Source organism: Caproiciproducens sp. NJN-50 (assembly GCF_004103755.1).
Taxonomy (GTDB): Bacteria; Bacillota; Clostridia; order Oscillospirales; family Acutalibacteraceae; genus Caproicibacter.
In genome coordinates, this window is record NZ_CP035283.1 from 2,234,320 (window position 1) to 2,251,532 (window position 17,213).

At 52.7% G+C, this 17,213-nt stretch carries 16 protein-coding genes; 10 read left to right on the forward strand and 6 right to left on the reverse strand.

The window, feature by feature from the left end:
* The first annotated feature begins 183 nt into the window (after positions 1–183).
* The 4 genes from EQM14_RS16705 to EQM14_RS10750 all read left to right on the forward strand — a co-directional run bounded on the left by EQM14_RS16705 (position 184) and on the right by EQM14_RS10750 (position 4,147).
* Positions 184–1,203, forward strand: a complete 1,020-nt coding sequence (locus EQM14_RS16705; RefSeq protein WP_243112497.1) for a CAP domain-containing protein — start codon at positions 184–186, stop codon at positions 1,201–1,203.
* A gap of 649 nt (positions 1,204–1,852) precedes the next feature.
* A complete protein-coding gene (locus tag EQM14_RS10735) occupies positions 1,853–2,812 on the forward strand; it encodes a hypothetical protein (RefSeq protein WP_128743021.1) in 960 nt (319 codons plus the stop codon).
* A 174-nt stretch (positions 2,813–2,986) separates the two neighbouring features.
* Positions 2,987–3,256, forward strand: a complete 270-nt coding sequence (locus EQM14_RS10740; RefSeq protein WP_128743023.1) for a helix-hairpin-helix domain-containing protein — start codon at positions 2,987–2,989, stop codon at positions 3,254–3,256.
* 564 nt (positions 3,257–3,820) lie between these two features.
* A complete protein-coding gene (locus EQM14_RS10750) occupies positions 3,821–4,147 on the forward strand; it encodes an LPS biosynthesis protein (RefSeq protein WP_128743025.1) in 327 nt (108 codons plus the stop codon).
* Between the two features lie 143 nt (positions 4,148–4,290).
* Here the strand turns inward: EQM14_RS10750 and EQM14_RS10755 are convergent, their stop codons facing one another.
* The 5 genes from EQM14_RS10755 to EQM14_RS10770 form a co-directional block, all read right to left on the reverse strand.
* The gene (locus EQM14_RS10755; protein WP_243112498.1) at positions 4,291–5,349 is read right to left on the reverse strand and encodes a sensor histidine kinase; all 1,059 of its coding nucleotides are present in this window, start codon (positions 5,347–5,349) and stop codon (positions 4,291–4,293) included.
* Entirely contained in the window at positions 5,324–5,677 is a 354-nt protein-coding gene (locus EQM14_RS16710) for a hypothetical protein (RefSeq protein WP_243112499.1), read from the reverse strand. Before EQM14_RS16710 ends, EQM14_RS10755 begins: the two co-directional genes overlap by 26 nt.
* Positions 5,678–6,370, reverse strand: a complete 693-nt coding sequence (locus EQM14_RS10760) for a response regulator transcription factor (protein ID WP_128743027.1) — start codon at positions 6,368–6,370, stop codon at positions 5,678–5,680.
* 324 nt (positions 6,371–6,694) lie between these two features.
* On the reverse strand, positions 6,695–8,818 hold the full coding sequence (locus EQM14_RS10765; RefSeq protein WP_243112500.1) for an urease accessory protein UreH domain-containing protein: 2,124 nt from the start codon (positions 8,816–8,818) through the stop codon (positions 6,695–6,697).
* A 147-nt stretch (positions 8,819–8,965) separates the two neighbouring features.
* Positions 8,966–9,649, reverse strand: coding sequence for a class I SAM-dependent methyltransferase (locus tag EQM14_RS10770; protein ID WP_128743029.1), 684 nt, complete (start codon positions 9,647–9,649; stop codon positions 8,966–8,968).
* A gap of 286 nt (positions 9,650–9,935) precedes the next feature.
* On the opposite strand from EQM14_RS10770, the gene EQM14_RS10775 reads away from it, so the two are divergent.
* The 6 genes from EQM14_RS10775 to EQM14_RS10800 all read left to right on the forward strand — a co-directional run bounded on the left by EQM14_RS10775 (position 9,936) and on the right by EQM14_RS10800 (position 16,483).
* Positions 9,936–10,208: a metal-sensing transcriptional repressor gene (locus tag EQM14_RS10775; RefSeq protein ID WP_128743031.1), complete on the forward strand. Its 273-nt coding sequence runs from the start codon at positions 9,936–9,938 to the stop codon at positions 10,206–10,208.
* Between the two features lie 121 nt (positions 10,209–10,329).
* Positions 10,330–12,186, forward strand: coding sequence for a heavy metal translocating P-type ATPase (locus EQM14_RS10780; protein WP_128743033.1), 1,857 nt, complete (start codon positions 10,330–10,332; stop codon positions 12,184–12,186).
* A 523-nt stretch (positions 12,187–12,709) separates the two neighbouring features.
* A complete protein-coding gene (locus tag EQM14_RS10785; RefSeq protein WP_128743035.1) occupies positions 12,710–13,873 on the forward strand; it encodes an amidohydrolase in 1,164 nt (387 codons plus the stop codon).
* A complete protein-coding gene (locus tag EQM14_RS10790) occupies positions 13,870–14,895 on the forward strand; it encodes a methionine ABC transporter ATP-binding protein (protein ID WP_128743037.1) in 1,026 nt (341 codons plus the stop codon). Before EQM14_RS10785 ends, EQM14_RS10790 begins: the two co-directional genes overlap by 4 nt.
* Complete coding sequence (locus EQM14_RS10795; protein ID WP_128743039.1) at positions 14,895–15,572, forward strand: methionine ABC transporter permease; 678 nt, start codon at positions 14,895–14,897, stop codon at positions 15,570–15,572. The genes EQM14_RS10790 and EQM14_RS10795 overlap by 1 nt, the downstream gene beginning before the upstream one ends.
* A gap of 26 nt (positions 15,573–15,598) precedes the next feature.
* Positions 15,599–16,483, forward strand: a complete 885-nt coding sequence (locus EQM14_RS10800; RefSeq protein WP_128743041.1) for a MetQ/NlpA family ABC transporter substrate-binding protein — start codon at positions 15,599–15,601, stop codon at positions 16,481–16,483.
* A gap of 211 nt (positions 16,484–16,694) precedes the next feature.
* Here EQM14_RS10800 and EQM14_RS17010 read toward each other — a convergent pair whose 3' ends face one another.
* Positions 16,695–17,069, reverse strand: a complete 375-nt coding sequence (locus tag EQM14_RS17010; protein ID WP_128743043.1) for a heavy-metal-associated domain-containing protein — start codon at positions 17,067–17,069, stop codon at positions 16,695–16,697.
* Between the last annotated feature and the right edge of the window lie 144 nt (positions 17,070–17,213).

Sequence of the window (17,213 nt, forward strand, 5' to 3'; positions counted from 1 at the left end):
TTCCGTTCTCCAAGGGGATAGTCGGCCAAAAAGGCGTTTCTTTGAAAAGTTGGAAGAAATTGAGGGATTGCCTTTTTTCCATTCGAGTGCTACGATAGGGACATGAAAGTTACAAATTGTAACAGTTTACGTAATACTGATTGCATATTTGTAATTAATAAACTGTTTTAAAAGGAGTAGTTTATGAAAGGTAAATTGTTAGCGCTGCTTTTAAGCCTGATCGTCAGCGGAACAGCCGGAGTCTACGCCAAAAGCGCCGCCGCGCCGCAAAATACATCGGAAACATCCGCAAGTTCTTCATCCGTAGAAGCAGTCTCTCCGGTGTCGGCTCAAAACTCGGATGTCGTCAAAGCGGCTTCTCAGGCTGCTGCGAAACAAACGTGCAGCACGGCCCCCGTTAAGGTTTCCCCGTCCGCCAACTCCTCTTCGTGCAGCCAGTTTTCCAAGAACAGCGCGGCAGCCAGCTCCAATTCAGCAGCCGCAACAGCCTCCCAGAAGAGCAATGGTTCCACTTCCTCCGGGAGCTGCAGCCAGAATACTTACTGCGCATCCAATTCCGCCTGCGAATCCACAAAAGGCAACTGCACCCAGAACTCCTGCGTACCCGGTACCTATCAGTACTATTGCACTTCGAATTCCAACTGCAGCAATTCCGTCAACAGCTACCTGAACGACATGATCAGCCGCCTGACCGGCAAAACCTGCCCTTCATCCGGCAGCGCATCCTCTTCTCCGGCCTCCACATCCTCTAAGCCCTCGTCAAAGCCCTCCGGCAGTTCCAGTTCTTCCGCATCCTCAGGGAGCGCCGCGACAGGGACTTACGCGGATTTCCAGAATCAGGTCGTTCAACTTGTAAATCAGGAGCGCACCAGCCGTGGTCTGAGTGCCCTTTCCGTAGACACGGCGCTGACCAAAACCGCCACGCTGAAATCTCAGGACATGGCAAAGCTCGGCTATTTTGACCACACCTCTCCAACCTACGGCTCCCCGTTCGATATGATGAAACAATTCGGTATCAGCTACCGGACCGCTGGTGAAAATATTGCAATGGGACAGACTTCTCCGCAACAAGTTATGACCGGCTGGATGAATTCCGAAGGCCACAGAGCCAATATTCTGAACTCCTCGTACACCAAGATTGGTGTCGGCATTGCTCAGAACTCTAACGGTCAGTATTATTGGACTCAGCAGTTTATCGGCTGACAATGGGCGCGCGCAATCAAAACCACGCGTCGAACTGTACAAACCCTAAAAGGCATAGTACTGAAATAATTTTACCAGCCGCGTTCCAGGCCGCCGTCAAGGCGGCCTTCTTTTATGTCTTCGATTCCTTGCCCGCCCGTAAACGGGTCACGGAAAACTCCACGGGCCGTTCGTATGCCCGGCGGTGAACGAGGGCGCCGCGCCCGACCCGCTCATGGTCGCTTTAAACGTGTACGCTCCCCGGGCTGGAGGGAAATAAGAAATTATTTGATATTCCGGCAGAAGAATATGAAAAAGCGTACATATGTGATATAATGTGTACTAATATATATAATACAGATAACACAGAAAAAGGAGCGATCCATGCAGCCGGTTATCGAAGCCAAGGCCTGAAAAGAGATTGCGGAACGGGCGATACGACGGTTCAGGCGCTCGAATCCCGCTCCATCCGGATTTTCAGCCGCGAAAAAACCGCCGTCATGTTACCAGCGGGTCGGGGAAATCGACCCTGAGCCCCGCGCATGACGTTCGGCCGCCGGCTGCCGCACGATTCAGGACGGGAGAAAACGCCGCACTTTTCATCAGAAAGAAAATTCATGAATCAAACCGATGCCTGTTAAAATGATTTTAAGGGAGGGCAAGAGAAAAAATGAAAAAGGAAACCATATTCACCTTGTCTGCGATTCTGAGCGTCGCATTACTTGTCCTGATCGTATTCAGCGTCCTTTTTGCCGGCGCAGCCGACACATATGCGGATCGAGGCAGCTCCGCTCCCACGGGAAATATGAAAATCATTTCCTTTTCCCCGAGCTCTTCTTCGTCGCCGGCACCCAAAATATGGGCCATTTCCACGCTGGAGAAGGAAACTGTTGCCAACGCGATGCTGAACAGCGTCGACTATTATCAAAGCGCCGAGGGAGAATTCACGACTACTTCCCTGCATGACCACCAGGAGACGACGGTCACTTACAAAACGGATCTCACGGGCGGAAGCTCCTATCAACATATTTCGGATTCCGAGACGGATGCCGAACAATTTGTGAAGGACGGAGCCCTTACGAAATATGACAACAGGACGAAATCGTATTCTCAAAGCTATGTCCCGCAGCCGTACGAACCGGCGAACAAAACCGACCAGAATTTGGAGGCAAGAATCACCGTTGGTTCGGACGGCATCAAGAATTACTATTACCGCAACGACGCCACCCATACCGGAATCGCGACGATGAGCCTTTTTCCGCAGGAAATGACCTTCGGTCTGCTGTCCGATACCGATCTATGGGAGATCACCAGAGAGACGGGGTATCTCGGAAGATCATGCGCCGTTCTTTCGGGAAAAACAGCTCCCTCTTACGGGAGCAAACTGAATATGGAACGTTTTACCCTATATGTGGATGAAGCGACCGGGATCCTGCTGAAATTCGAGGGGTTTTCCAAAAAAGGCCTGCTCACCCAGTCCATCGCGACGAAAAACATCTCGATCGATACCGACGGTCTTGCCGACCGGATCGATCGGTTTGTCAGCTCTCAGGTCTCCCGGGATAAATATGGAAGCTATACTGAAATCAGGAGGACCGGGTCGCCAAAGCTGACAATCCAGGGAAGCTGACCGCCAGCTCAATAAGGATTCCAATGAGCGGCAGCGGGCCTGGGCGCTTTGCCCTGCGAAAAGCGAAAACGGGAGTGTCTGTATGATAGCATTTTAGCTCCACGTATGGTAAAATGTCTAAGGAACCGTCTTGCAAACAGAAATTTGAATTGTAATTCTTGAGGGAACGGAACGATGAGCGATTTAAGACAGATTCCGGGTGTTGGTGAGAACATAGAACAAGATTTAATAAACATAGGATATGACAGTATTGCCTCGCTGATCGGTCAAGACCCAGAAGATATATATCTAAAAGACTGCCTTTATAAAGGCTTTCGGGAAGACAAATGCCAACTGTACGTTTTCAGGCTGGCTGTTTATTATGCGGAAAATGAGACACATGCTCCAGAAAAATTAAAATGGTGGTATTGGAAAGACAAAGAATATAAACCCAAAGGCAAATGAGTAATTGGTGTCACAGGATTCAAACTGATGTAAAAGCTATTGCTCGGTTAACCGAAAACAATGAAAAAAGAATTGGATTTTGTGATGCTACAATCATAGTTGCGGCATATGCGGAAAATTTGTGCGTCGATAAAAATCATATAAAATCCGTCGTCGGGCGGCGATCCATCTGGGACTTCTCGGCATGGGGATGTCCTCGCTGCTTTGCGGCCCGTTGCCCGCGGAAATGGTTTGGTTCTGGGTGTTTGCAGCGTTGTGTGCGCTGCTTGGAGCCCGCTGCAACCTGTAGAACATCCCCTATATCGCCTATATGCAGGAAACTATAGCCCCGGACCGGATGGGGCGCGCTTTTTCTCTGATCGGCAGCCTCAGTTCGGCGACTATGCCTTTGGGATTGCTCATAGCAGGCCCAATTGCTGAAAACCGGGGTGTGCCGCTGTGGTTTTTTGTTTCAGGGATCGCAATGCTGCTGCTTTCCCTTGTCAGCGCTATGCTCGTCCTTCCGAATGACAGTTTGATTTCTATCCATCGGAGAGACAAAAGGGATCCGTGGGGGTTGAGAAAATGATTATTGATAATAATCCAAAAGAACTCGAAGCAATGGAAGCATTTCACCGTGGGGATAGAAAAGAAGGATTACGATTACAGGAAGAATTTGCTTCCGCGTTTCGGGAGGAATTTAAAAGCAAAGACCATTGCCCGTGCAAAAAAGCCTGCCGCTATCATGGAAACTGCAAAGAATGCGTGGCTATTCACAGGGCGCACCAGGAACATGTTCCAAATTGCATGAGGCCGATGATAAACAGGAAAATCAAGCTATTATCAGAACTTACCGAGCACACCGTTTCCTATGAAATTGAGCCGCCTAAAAAAATATTGAGAAAAGGGTAGATCTTTGTTCACCGGGAGATGATGAGCATAATCGGCAGTCAGTGAGATTCGTATTGATACGATTTCAATTTAGAGGCGGTCTGATCTCAAGCGGACCGAAGTTTACTAGAATTGTTTTGAAAGGATAGTAAAAAAACAAGTGATCAGTTGCCGATCGGGATGCTGACAGTAACCATGGTGCCTTTCCCAGGTTCGCTTGTGACGTCGATCTTCCCCTTGTGGGCATCGACAATCGCCTTTGTGATCGAAAGTCCCAGCCCGGAGCCTCCCGTCCGCCGGTTGCGGGATTTATCCGCCCGATAAAACCGTTCAAAGATATTGGGCAGGTCTTCAGGCGGAATGCCGGCGCCGTTGTCGCCGACCGACAGAGTCACGGTACTTTCAGCGCTTTTCACGCCGATATCGACACGCCCCTCCTCCGGGGTGTATTTCAGCGCGTTGGAAAGGAGATTGGTAATGACCTGGCTGATTTTATCCCGGTCCGCCCGGATGACCGCCGCATCACCGGTCAGGTTCAGCTTTACTTCCTTTTTGTAAAAATCAGGTTCAAAGTTATGGGCGATACGCCGGGCCAGCTCTGTCACGTCGAACTCCGTGAGATTCAGGACGGCATTCTCGGCCTCCGCCCGTTCCAGATTTTCAATATCGCCCACGAGCCTGTTCAGGCGCAGGATCTCCTCATGACAGCTTTCCAGCCTCTCGCCGCTCGGTTCCCATACCCCGTCGATCATCGCTTCGAGGGAACTTTGCAGGTTCGCGAGCGGCGTCCGCAATTCATGGGACACATCCGCCGCCATGGTTTTTCTGAGCTTCTGCTGTTTTTCGAGGGACTCCGCCAGATCGTTGACGGTGGCGGTCAGCTGATTGATCTCACTCGTCGTGGATTTCTCCTTGATCCTCTGCCTGAAATTCCCCTTCGAAATCTCCGACGCGGCCCGCACCGCTTTGGAAATCGGGCCGCTGATCCTTCCGGACATGACCGCCCCCAGCAGCAGAGCCACGGCAAGCGAAACAATTCCCACAATCACGAGAATCGCATTGACCCCATTCAAAAAAGTGACGTCGTTGCTCGTATAGTAATACGGGCCGTAATAACCGATGTCCGCTTCCCCGATTTTCTTGAAATTTTCCGTCAGGTCGTATCGGTTCTGGACATATCCGCCTTTTAAATAAGGATTATGGCTCTGTGTGTATTGCTCCATACGGCGCAGCATCTGCACGCAGAGGCCGTTGTTGTGGACAAACGGTGCTGCCCGAAAGGTCCTTCACCTTCAGAATGATCCCTTGTTCCAGCGCTTCCATTCCGATGTTCTCAACGGCGCCAACATTCCACTTTTCGGTTGAGGCGTCGTACTGCCTGTTGACAAGATTCACGATATTCTGGTTGTTCTGCTTTTGCTGCGCAATGACATAATCGTTGAACCGGATCCTAAAAAAATAATTGATCAGAAGGCTGATGACCCCGACAAGCAGAAGAGCCAGCATCGCATAGGTAAGGGACAATTTGGAGCGCAGGCTTTTGCTTTTCATCTAAATCCCTCCAAATTTGTAACCCAGTCCATGAACCGTAAGAATATACCGAGGATTCTTTGTATCCGTTTCAATTTTCTGCCGGATATTCTTGATATGCGAGTCGATGATTCGGTCAAATCCCTCGAAATCGCCGCCCATCGCGGAGGCAATCAGCTCTTCCCGCGTAAACACCTTTTTCGGGCGGCGCGCCAGCGTGCTGAGAATTCTGAATTCGTTCGGCGTGAGGCTCACGGGTCTGCCGTCCTTTTTGACTTCAAAGCCTTCCAGGTCGATAGTCAGTTCGCCGCCGCGAAAGACAAGCACGGACGCGGCTCCGCCGCCGGAACGGCGCAGCACGGCCCCGACCCGTGCGACAAGCTGTCTGGGGCTGAACGGCTTGGCGACGTAATCGTCCGCGCCGAAACGGAATCCTTCCAGAACTTTCTCTTCCTCCGCGCGCGCAGTCAGCATAATGACGGGAACCTTCGACCTTTTCCGTATCGTCCGGCAAATCTCCTCCCCGCTGATATCCGGAAGCATCCAGTCGAGGACAATCAGGGACGGACTTTCTCTTTCAAATTTCTCCAGGGCTTCCCTGCCGTCGTATGCCGTGAGCACGATATAACCGGCCCTTTCAAGGTAAGATTTTACCACATCCACGATTTTAGCCTCATCGTCGACAACGAGGATTCGTTTTTCATTTGCGTTCACGAAAACCACCCGAATCGAAAGACAGAAGCCCCCCTTGCGGAGCTTCTGCTCTTTTTTACTATGATAGCATGAATTCCGTCAGAAGTCGATTTCATCGTGCCCCTGGCCCTCAATCGACCGCAACGATGCGCCGGCCGGCTTTTTCGCCGGCATTGGGAGCCGATTTTATCAGCATTTCAAACGTCAGCGGTCGGCGGGCGGCGTTCCTGAAGTCTGACGCGGCCTGCGCCCGCCAGTTGGATTTTTTGCTCTTTTTCCGGGATTATACCGTTTCAGGCTCCGCGAATCTGCAACAGCGGAAACGGAACACCATGATCTCCCCTTCTATTGGCAGCAGGACATGCCGCCGGCAGACACGTAATTTTCCGCCTCGTTTTGAATCGCGTTGATGTCGATCTGACTGATGTCGTCCACAACCTTGACATAGCCGCCGAGCATTCCCATCCCGCACTGGAAGGAAAAATCGGATTGCGGGGTGAAAACGGGGGTCTCCGTCCGGCTGCTCAGATCGAGCTGGCTGTTGAGTTCCGGAAACACAACGTACTCATTGCAGGAAGTCAACCGGGTTGGATTAAATTTGATTTTCGCGGGAATGCCCTTCTGCAGGACGAGGATAGGCGGCGAATAGCCGTTGCCGCCGACCGATACGGCGACCTCCTGCTCGTTCCCGCTGATTTTCGCAACGCCGACCGCATCCGCGGAATTGCTTCCGCCGGTCCCGGTTTCCGGCTGCTCGCCGGAAGCGGGCGGAGCGGCTTCCGAAATGTCCTCGACGACCGAGATCGTACTGGTGATCATACCCATGGAGCAGGTGTAAGTGATCACGCCGGTTTGCTTCGGGGTAAAATTGATTTCATTGTCGCCCGGCTGCAACGTCTTCGCAATATTGTACTGGGGGATCGTCACCGTCCCGTTGCAGCCGTTGATGGCGCCGGCGTCCGCCCGGATCGTCCACTTGACCGGGATGCCTTTCTGTACCGTGATCGGCGTGTAGCTGTTTGCCTGAAGCTGTGTCGTGATCTCCTGCTCATCGCCCTTTACGGTTGCCGCATTGCTTTGGCTCGCGGCTTTCGCCGTGATCAGGCCGAGCGGATTGATCCCCGAAAGGGAGAAACCCCTGTTCAGCATAACGACGCCGAGAACCATGACAAGCGCTGCGCTGACCCTCATTATTTTATGGGTGAATTTACTGCTCAGAAAGGAACTGACCGCGCCAAACCCGAACATGAGCGGAACCGTGCCAAGGCTGAATACCAGCATCGACAGGGCGCCCTTCACGGGGCTGCCGGTGCCGAGCGCATAGAGCTGCATGGCCTGCAGCGGCCCGCAGGGCATCAGCCCGTTGAAAAGCCCGACAAAAAACGGGCCGTGCTCTCCGCTCATGTGGAACTTCGTGACGAATATCTTCGGCATGTGGGGGATGAAACGCCTCAGCCAAGGGAAAATGTTCAGCATGTTCAGCCCCATGATCACCATGAAAATACCCGCAGTCATAGAAACGATTCCTCTCGCCGTTCCCGAAAAGCTGACCGCGGAACCGAGCGCGCCGACAATGCCGCCGATCATGGTATAGGAGAGCACCCGCCCCGCGTTATACAACAGGCTCGGCTTCAGCGTGGCGAGTTTGCTTTTCCTTTCCTGTTCAGAAAATTTGTACGATACCGCCTGGGAAAGATTGATGCCGCCGCACATCGCGACACAGTGCAGGGAAGTAATCAGTCCCACCACGAACAGAAGGCCATACCCCATGCCCTGCGTGACATTCGGAATAAAGTTGAATCCGACTGTATTTTTGAGGACCTGATAGGCAGCGAGAATGATGATGCCGATGCCGAGCAGATGGTTGATCGGAATTCTGTCATCGTTTTTACCCTGTCTCCCATTCTCTGTGCTTTTTGGTTCGGGACTGCCGGCCGCCTGATAGCCGAGTTTTTCAATCACCCCGGCGATTTCGCTCCAGGGGACGATGCGGGGATCATAGGTGATCTCCGCGCTTCCGGCGGCATAGCTGGCCCTGATCCTGACAACGCCCTTTACCTTTTTAAGGCGGTTTTCGATCCGCATTTCACAGCCGGTGCAGAACATGCCGCCGATTTTCAGCGTCTTACGGATCAGCCCGTCGGAGGACCTGTCCGTCGCGGAACGGCTCTGCAGCGCCGGAGCATCTTCCGGCAGGATGATCATCGGCGGCGGCGGGACCGGTTTGCTCTCCGGACGCCTCGTCGCCTTTTCCGAGGAAATATAACCGGCACTGTAGATTTCTTTTGTTATTTTCTTGAGTTTTATCTTCTCCGGATCATAGGAAAACCGCACATTGGATTCCACGCTGCTCGCCTTCACGTCTCTGACGCCGTCCAGTCCATTCAATGCGAGCTCCAGTTCCGTTTCATCGGTTTCCAGCATCATTCCCTGAACCCAAAGTTGTTTTTGAATCCACCGCTGAGCCATCCGATCACTTCCAAACAGGCAGATTTCTGAGAGAAGTCCTCTGACTTCTACAGCATTTCAAATGCTATCAGCCTGTTGTGAAGATTTCATGAAGATATCTTTTTCCTTCTCGATCAACCTGCATCGTTTTTGCGTAAAAGCCCTTTATCATTCCGCCTTTTGGCAGCAAAAGCAAGCCATGGATTTTACCGTACCCAGATTTGCGCTTTGATAAAGGACCGCCAGTCGTGTTCTCAGACTCTCCTCTGTCTCAAACGGAGAACTGAAAAATCCCTTCGGCTCATAAAAATGCCGCACGAACCAATCGGTGCGCCGGATTTCGCCCCGGATATAAAAACAGCCGCAGAAAACGCCGCCGCGTTTAAGCACCCGGAAGGTCTCCCGGTAGGCTGCTTCCTTGTCCGGAAAAGCGTGGAAGCCGTTCAGGGACAGCACGATATCAAAGCTCCCATCCTCAAAGGGGAGTGCGCCGACATCGCCCTGCAGAAAGCGGACGTGCGGCAAGCCCAGCCTGGCCGCACGCCTCCGCGCCGTCGCCATCATCTCCGCCGAATTGTCCAGGCATGTCACATCCGCGTTTGCCAGCTTTCGGTAGACCGGCATGGTAAGCACCCCCGTACCAACGGGGACTTCCAGCAGCCTCCCGGAAAAGTCCTCCGGGATTCCGGAAAGGGCCTGTTGAAGATAGCGGTCGTTGTCCGCCTTGTCCATATCCCAGACCAGTTTGCAAACGATCCTGCCAAAGGCCGTAGAGCAGGTGATCATACCATCATAGGCGGTTGCCTCCCGGCCCAGTATCTGATAGGCTTGCCTGATTTCTTCATGCGCCATGCGAAAAATCTCCTTTCCTGCCGCCGGACCAAGAACATATCACATTTAAATAGCATTCATCGATCAGAAACGCACAAGAACCTTCCGATCATCTTTCAAAACCGGTTAGATATTGCTAACCTATATTGTATTATAGCATAGTGACTCGGCAAATAAAAGAGCGGGAAAACGTATCTCACAGAAAAATCAGGCATATACGGTTCACCGTACCGGCGCCGTGTTGACGCGGATGCCCCTTGATGCTATACTTTATTTTACCCTATAGGGTATTGAAGGAGGAGTTACGATGCGCCAGTGCATGGATTCGGATAACCTGCATAGACGGCTCAGCAAAATCATGGGGCAGGTTAAGGCGATTGACAAAATGGTTGACGAGGACGTCCCGTGCGAGGACGTTCTGATTCAAATAAACGCGGCGAAAAGCGCCTTGCACAAGGTGGGCGAAATCGTTTTGGAAGGTCATCTGAATCACTGCGTGCGCGAGGGGATCGAGCACGGAGACGCCGACAAGGCAATTGCGGATTTTGCGAAAGCGATCGACCATTTTTCAAGGCTGTGAGCGGAAAGAGAAACCAAACGGGACGGCTGCTTTACGGCAGCCGTTTTTTATTGACAAAGCATACCCCTTGGGGTATTATATACCTATACTAGGTATAAGTATATAAAGGGGGAATGTTCTCTTGCTACGGTTCTGGAAAGATGGAGAAAAACCAACCATGCTGATTCTTGCGGTTTCTTTCGCATCCCTGATCGTCAGCTTCTTCAACATTGGAAATCTGCCGGTTGACGCCGCATGGATCGCGATTCTGCTTTGTGGAATCCCTATCGTAAAGGAGGCAGCAGCAGGATTGGTGACAAAATTTGATATCAAGGCAGACGTGCTGGTTTCCATCGCGCTGATCGCGTCAGTCATCATTGGAGAGACCTTCGCCGCCGGCGAAGTCGCCTTTATCATGACAATCGGCGCATATCTGGAAGAACGAACGGTTGCAAAGGCGCGTTCCGGAATTGAAAAGCTGGTGCACCTCACTCCCGCTACGGCGAGGCTGGTGCAGGGTGATCGGGAATCGATCATCCCCGCCGAGCAGGTAAAGCCCGGCGATATTCTGCGCGTCCTGGCAGGCGAAACCATCGCCGTCGACGGCCGGATCACAAAGGGAAAAACCTCGATCGACCAATCCGTCATGACGGGAGAATCCCTTCCTGTGGATAAGGCGGAAGGCGACGAGGTTTTCAGCGGCACCGTCAATCAGTTCGGTATTTTTGAAATGACGGCGCTGAAGGTCGGCGAAGACAGCTCCCTCCAGCAGATGATCCGGCTTGTGAAATCGGCGGACGCCGGAAAGGCCAAAATCGTAGGAATAGCGGACCGGTGGGCGACATGGATCGTAGTGACCGCGCTTTCGGCGGCAATTTTAACATGGCTTTTTACCGGCCAGATCATCCGTTCTGTTACCATCCTGGTGGTCTTCTGCCCCTGCGCCCTGGTATTGGCCACGCCTACCGCAATCATGGCTGGAATCGGAAATGCCACGAAATACGGCATTCTGGTCCGCGAGGGCGACGCGCTGGAACGACTTGCCAAAGTGAAGCGGATCGCCTTTGACAAAACCGGTACTCTGACTTACGGAAAACCGACCGTAGTCCGTGTGGAAAGCTTTGATCAAGATTTGAGCAGCGACAGAATTTTAGAACTCGCCGCATCCGCAGAGTTAAGGTCAGAGCATCCGCTCGGGAAAGCGATTCTTTCCTGTTATCACCAAAAAAAAGACCGCTTCCCTGACGATCCGGAAGCATTCGAACTGTTCGCGGGCCGGGGAGTACTCGCGGTCATAAACGGAGACGAGATCCTCGCCGGGAACGAGGCCCTGCTGGCCGAGCGGCAGGTCGGCTTGCCGGAAGCATTCCAGTCGTCCGCCGAAGAGGCGAAAAAGGAAGGCAGCACGATCATTTATCTGTGCCGCAACCAAAAACCCGCCGGATGGATCGCCCTGTCGGACACGCTGCGCCCCGACGCCGAAGAAACAGTCAGCGCAATTCACCAGATCGGCATAAAGACAGTCCTGCTGACCGGGGATGCGTCCCCGGCCGCAACCCATATGGCAAATATGGCCGGCATCAGCGACGTGAGGTCGGGCTGTCTGCCGGAGGGAAAACTGACGGCCATCGCTGAGTTTCAAGAAAAGGGGCAGCCCGTCTGTATGGTGGGCGACGGAATCAACGACGCCCCCGCTTTAAAAGCGGCGCAGGTTGGCATCGCCATGGGCAAAATGGGAAGCGACATTGCGATCGACGCCTCCGACATCGCCCTGGTAAGCGACGGCATCAAAGAAATCCCGCATCTTCTTTTACTGTCGCAAAAAACGATGCAAACCATCAATATCAATCTGATCGCATCGATGACGCTGAATTTTATCGCGGTTATACTCGCGATCATCGGCGTGCTGAATCCGGTCGTCGGCGCGCTTGTACATAACGCCGGTTCGGTCGCCGTCATTATAAACTCATCGCTGCTATTAAAATGGAGGAAAGCATAAAAGCGAACCAGCTCACTGCAAGCATTCCTGCCTCGCACACTTCTGAAACACCGTTCAAAAGCCTCGGGTCCATCGCGATACAGCTCCGGCGAATCCCACGCGGGATCTGAATTTTCGCATTGCAGAACCGAAAGATGGTTTCCCTGTTCTCATACCGTCCGCCGGCGGCCTGACCGCGGCGGCATCGCCCCGCTCTGAAAGACTGATCCCTGTACGATGAAATTATCTTGACAAATTGCAAAAACGGGGTTACAATATACTCATATAAAACATATATTGTTACTATTAATTGAGGAGGGAAAGGGTTACGATGAAGTTTTGGGCAAACGGTTCCATGAACTGCTTGATGCGCATGTTGTGCGGAATCATGTGCTGCTGTATGCCCAAAATAAAACGTGACCGGATCTTTCTGCCTTTATAGTCTGCATTTGCAGGACAGAACAAGGAAGGCTGACAGGTCACATGATCTGCCGGCTTTTTTTGTTTGTATTTCACCGCATTTGAATTTTGGGGGCTTAGAACTATGAAAACTAATGATTTTGCACTGGACGAAACGAAACTGTTTCAAACCTTTCAATGGCTCCACCGGCACCCGGAGCTCTCTTTTCAGGAGTTTGAAACCACAAAAAAGATCCGGGAACTGTTGTGCGCGGCGGATATCGAAATCCTGGATCTGCCGCTCGAAACCGGTCTGGTGGCGGAAGTGGCCGGAGCGCGGCCCGGACCGATTATCGCCGTCCGCTGCGATATCGACGCGCTTCCGATTCAGGAGCAGACGGACCTTGACTACAAGTCTGAAAATGACGGCATCATGCACGCCTGCGGCCATGATTTCCACACAGCGGCCATGTTTGGGGCGGCGCTGCTGCTCAAGCGGCGGGAAAAGGAGCTGCAGGGGACCGTAAGGATCATTTTTCAACCAGGGGAAGAATCTTCGCTCGGAGCGTTGAAAATCACGGAAAGCGGCGCACTGGATCACGCACAGGCGATCTTCGGAATCCATGTGATCCCCAATATCCCGGTCGGCACGGTCGTGATCTCGCCGGGCGCCATGACCGCGGCGGTCGACCGGTTTGAAATCACCATTTCGGGAAAGGGCGTCCATGCGGCGTATCCGCAGGACGGAATTGACCCGATCGTGACGGCGGCGCAGTTCATTTCCGCCGCGCAGACCATCGTCAGCCGGAACACCAACCCGTTCCATCAGAGCCTCGTCAGCATCACGCATGTCGCCGCTGGGAGCACCTGGAATGTGATTCCTTCCTCCGCGTTCTTGGAAGGAACCGTCCGCACGCTGCAAAAGGAGGACCGCCAGTCCATCCCGAAGCGTCTGGAGGAACTCGCCGGAAACATTGCGGAGGCTTTTCGCGCCAAAGCCGATTTCCGCTGGATCGCCGGCCCCCCGGCGACGGACAACGATCCGCGCTGGACCGCGTTTGCGGCGGAAACGGCGGAAGACGCCGGCCTGAGAGTCGTTCCGGCGATCCCGGCGCTCGGCGGCGAAGACTTTGCTTTTTATCAGCAGACCCTCCGGGGCGTCTATATCCAGATCGGGACCGGAGAGTCCGAACCGAACCACAACCCGAAATTCCGCGTTGACCCGAAGGCGCTGCCGGCCGCATCCGCCTATGTCGCTTCGCTTGCCGAAAAGGCCCTTCAAACCCTGAAAAGCGGTGGAACGGTATGATCGTCGTTCAAAATGTGAGCAAGACTTTTCCCGGCAGATCCGGAGATGTGGAAGCCTTGAAAAACGTTTCGATCCAGGTTGACGACGGGGATATCTTCGGCGTGGTCGGTTTCAGCGGGGCGGGAAAATCGACCCTGATCCGTACCGTGAATCTCCTGGAAAGGCCGGATTCAGGGAAAGTGATCATCGACGGGATCGACGTGACGGACCTGCCGAAGCGAAAACTGCGCGGGGTCCGAAAGCATATCGGCATGGTATTTCAGCAGTTCAATCTTCTGAATTCCAAGACCGTGCGGCAGAACGTCGCCATTCCTCTGATCCTGGAAAAGAAACCCAAAACAGAAACCGAGGAACGCGTCCGCGAGCTTTTGAGGTTTGTCGAGCTGGAAGAGAAGAAGGACGTTTACGCCGAAAATCTTTCCGGAGGCCAGAAACAGCGGGTCGGCATCGCGCGGGCGCTCGCGACCAGCCCGTCCATCCTGCTGTGCGACGAGGCCACCAGCGCGCTGGATCCGAAAACGACGGAATCCATTTTGCAGCTGCTGAAAAAAGTCAATCGGGAACTGGGAGTCACCATTTTGCTGATCACGCACCAGATGAACGTGATCAAGGAAATCTGCAACCGCGTCGCGGTCATGGAAAGCGGCGAGATCGTAGAACAGGGAAACGTTCTGGACGTTTTCGGCAACCCTCAGCACGATATCACAAAAGGATTCGTCAAAACGGTGATCGACGACACGGTCCCGGAGAGCATCCGCAAATCTATCCTGGAAGACAATAGGCAGGGAAAAATCCTCCGGCTGAAATTCACGGGAATCAGCGCTCAGGATTCCCTCCTTTCACGAATTGATAAAACTTTCAACGTGGAGACGGCCATCCTGTCCGCCACGGTAAGCGAACTGCAGGGCACGGTGCTGAGTATCCTGAAAGTTCGTCTGACGGGGCGGAATGATGAGATTGCGAAAGCGGAACAGTATATCGAAAAATCCGGCGTGGAAGTAAAGGAGGTGACTTTGGAATAATGGAAAAGCTGATTGAGCAATCCCTCGACATCTCCTCCGCAAAACTCCTGCTGGCGGCGGAACAAACCATCTATATGCTGTTCTGGGCCCTTTTGATCGGCACGCTGATCGGAGTCTCGCTGGGCATCCTGCTTGTCCTGACCAGACCAGGCGGCGTCCTTGGAAACAGAATCGCTTTCAGCCTTCTGAATGATCTGATCAACATTGTCCGTTCGGTCCCCTTTATCATTCTTCTTGTCTTTATCATGCCCCTGACCAAAGGGATCGCGGGCACAACGGTCGGGACGAGAGCCGCTCTGGTTCCGCTTGTGTTTTACATCAGCCCGTATCTGGCGCGGCTGGTGGAAAGCTCCCTCTTAGAGGTCGATTCGGGAATCATAGAGGCCGCCGAGGCAATGGGCGCTTCGACTCTCCAGATCATCTGGCATTTCCTTCTGCCGGAAGCCCTGCCGTCCCTCATTCTGACGCTTACGACGGGGACAATCGGACTGTTGGGCGTCACCGCCATGGCGGGAGCGATCGGCGCCGGGGGCGTCGGCGACCTTGCCCTCACCTACGGGTACCAGCAGTTCAATACGCCGCTTATGACCGCCACAGTCGTTGTGCTGATCCTTTTCGTTCAGATGATCCAGTCCGTTGGAAACCATTTTTCCAAGAAAGTCCGCACCCATAAATAACTTGATTTTGAGAAGAGGTAAGTAGTATGAAAAAAGTATCCGCAGCTTTAAGTCTACTGGTTCTGTTATCCGTCGCGTTCACAGGATGCGCCGCACCGGGCGAAAACACGGCGGCATCGCCTTCGAGTGCCGGGCAGGCAAATTCCGCCGCGTCGGACCAGTCCGCATCGTCTTCCGGCAAAACGGTTTTGAAATACGGAAAATCGCAGGGGCCCTACACGATCCTGTTCGAAGAGGCCATCAAACCGATTCTGGAAAAGGAAGGCTATCAGCTGAAGGCGGTGGAATTTTCCGACCTTCTCCAGAACGACACCGCGCTGAACAACGGGGAAATTGACTTCAATGTGGAACAGCACACCGCATACGCCGAAAATTTCAACAAAGCCTACAAGGGCGACCTGACGCCGATCAGCCCGATTCCAACCGTGCCGGCGGGGATTTTCTCCTCCAAGCACAAATCGCTGAATGAAATCAAGAAAGGCGCGGTCGTAGCGGTTCCGAACGACGCGTCGAATACTGCCAGAGCCTATGTGCTTCTGCAAAAAGCGGGCTGGATTACCCTAAATAAATCGGTCGACCTTTCCAAAGTGAAACAAAGCGATATTGCTGAAAACAAATACAACCTGTCTTTTGTCGAAATGGATTCTCTGAATATCCCTCGCTCTCTGGATGACTTCGATTACGCGGTCATCACCGGCAGCATCGTGTATAACGCAAAGATCGATCCGTCCACCGCTCTTTTGCAGGAGGACATTCTGGACCATCTGATTCTTCAGGTAGTTGTCAAGGCGGAAAACAAGGACGCGAAATGGGCAAAGGATCTTGTCGCGGCTTATCGTTCCGACGAGCTGAAGGCATACATGTCGAAGAACAACAAGGGACTCTGGTTTATTCCGAAGGAACTCCAGTAGCTGCCATGGGATCAAATACGCGGATCCCGGCGAGACGGGCCGATGTGGGATCTCGGCCAGGCGATTCCGGATTAAAAAGAACAGATACTTAAAAGTGAAAAGGCAGTAAAATGAGGAGCGCTAAAGCGCTCCTCATTTTACTCAGATCCTCAATTTTACAAGAATACCTTTTTCTTCTCATGGTCAGGAGAGACCACAATGGATGTATGCTTTATCCCTTTCTGTAGGTTCTGCGGATTTCATCCACCTTATATCCCGCAGCAGAAATCAGGCGGGTCAGCTGATCGTCGCTGACTTCCGATTTCATCAGAACCGTTGCGGTCTGCTTATTTAGATTCACCTTCGTCCAGACCCCTTCGAGCTCATTCAAAGCATTTTCCACATGGATCGCACAGTTTCCGCACGACATCCCACCGATTTTAAGTGTAGCTACGAATGAATAGTGCTTTTTATTTCTGTCTTTTACAGGTTTTCTGCGCAGTGTGTCTCCACTGCCGCAACAGCCGGAAGACATTCGTTTTAAGAAATTCTTGATTCCAAAGATAATAAATAAAAACAAAATCAGGCATATAACGGCTGTGGGCATCCTATCACTTCTTTTCAAATTAAAACAGATGGCGATTGATCTAATCGCCAGCTAAAACGACCGACATTGCGCATATTTCGTTTCTTTTTCCGCAGGAGCGGGACCCACATTGGAATGTACGATTTCCCTGACAGGAGGGACACA

Coding starts and splice junctions, on each gene's coding strand:
- EQM14_RS16705 (WP_243112497.1), top strand. CDS start 184: ATGAAAGGTAAATTGTTAGCGCTGCTTTTAAGCCTGATCGTCAGCGGA.
- EQM14_RS10735 (WP_128743021.1), top strand. CDS start 1,853: ATGAAAAAGGAAACCATATTCACCTTGTCTGCGATTCTGAGCGTCGCA.
- EQM14_RS10740 (WP_128743023.1), top strand. CDS start 2,987: ATGAGCGATTTAAGACAGATTCCGGGTGTTGGTGAGAACATAGAACAA.
- EQM14_RS10750 (WP_128743025.1), top strand. CDS start 3,821: ATGATTATTGATAATAATCCAAAAGAACTCGAAGCAATGGAAGCATTT.
- EQM14_RS10755 (WP_243112498.1), bottom strand. CDS start 5,349: ATGGAGCAATACACACAGAGCCATAATCCTTATTTAAAAGGCGGATAT.
- EQM14_RS16710 (WP_243112499.1), bottom strand. CDS start 5,677: ATGAAAAGCAAAAGCCTGCGCTCCAAATTGTCCCTTACCTATGCGATG.
- EQM14_RS10765 (WP_243112500.1), bottom strand. CDS start 8,818: ATGGCTCAGCGGTGGATTCAAAAACAACTTTGGGTTCAGGGAATGATG.
- EQM14_RS10770 (WP_128743029.1), bottom strand. CDS start 9,649: ATGGCGCATGAAGAAATCAGGCAAGCCTATCAGATACTGGGCCGGGAG.
- EQM14_RS10775 (WP_128743031.1), top strand. CDS start 9,936: ATGCGCCAGTGCATGGATTCGGATAACCTGCATAGACGGCTCAGCAAA.
- EQM14_RS10785 (WP_128743035.1), top strand. CDS start 12,710: ATGAAAACTAATGATTTTGCACTGGACGAAACGAAACTGTTTCAAACC.
- EQM14_RS10790 (WP_128743037.1), top strand. CDS start 13,870: ATGATCGTCGTTCAAAATGTGAGCAAGACTTTTCCCGGCAGATCCGGA.
- EQM14_RS10795 (WP_128743039.1), top strand. CDS start 14,895: ATGGAAAAGCTGATTGAGCAATCCCTCGACATCTCCTCCGCAAAACTC.
- EQM14_RS10800 (WP_128743041.1), top strand. CDS start 15,599: ATGAAAAAAGTATCCGCAGCTTTAAGTCTACTGGTTCTGTTATCCGTC.
- EQM14_RS17010 (WP_128743043.1), bottom strand. CDS start 17,069: ATGCCCACAGCCGTTATATGCCTGATTTTGTTTTTATTTATTATCTTT.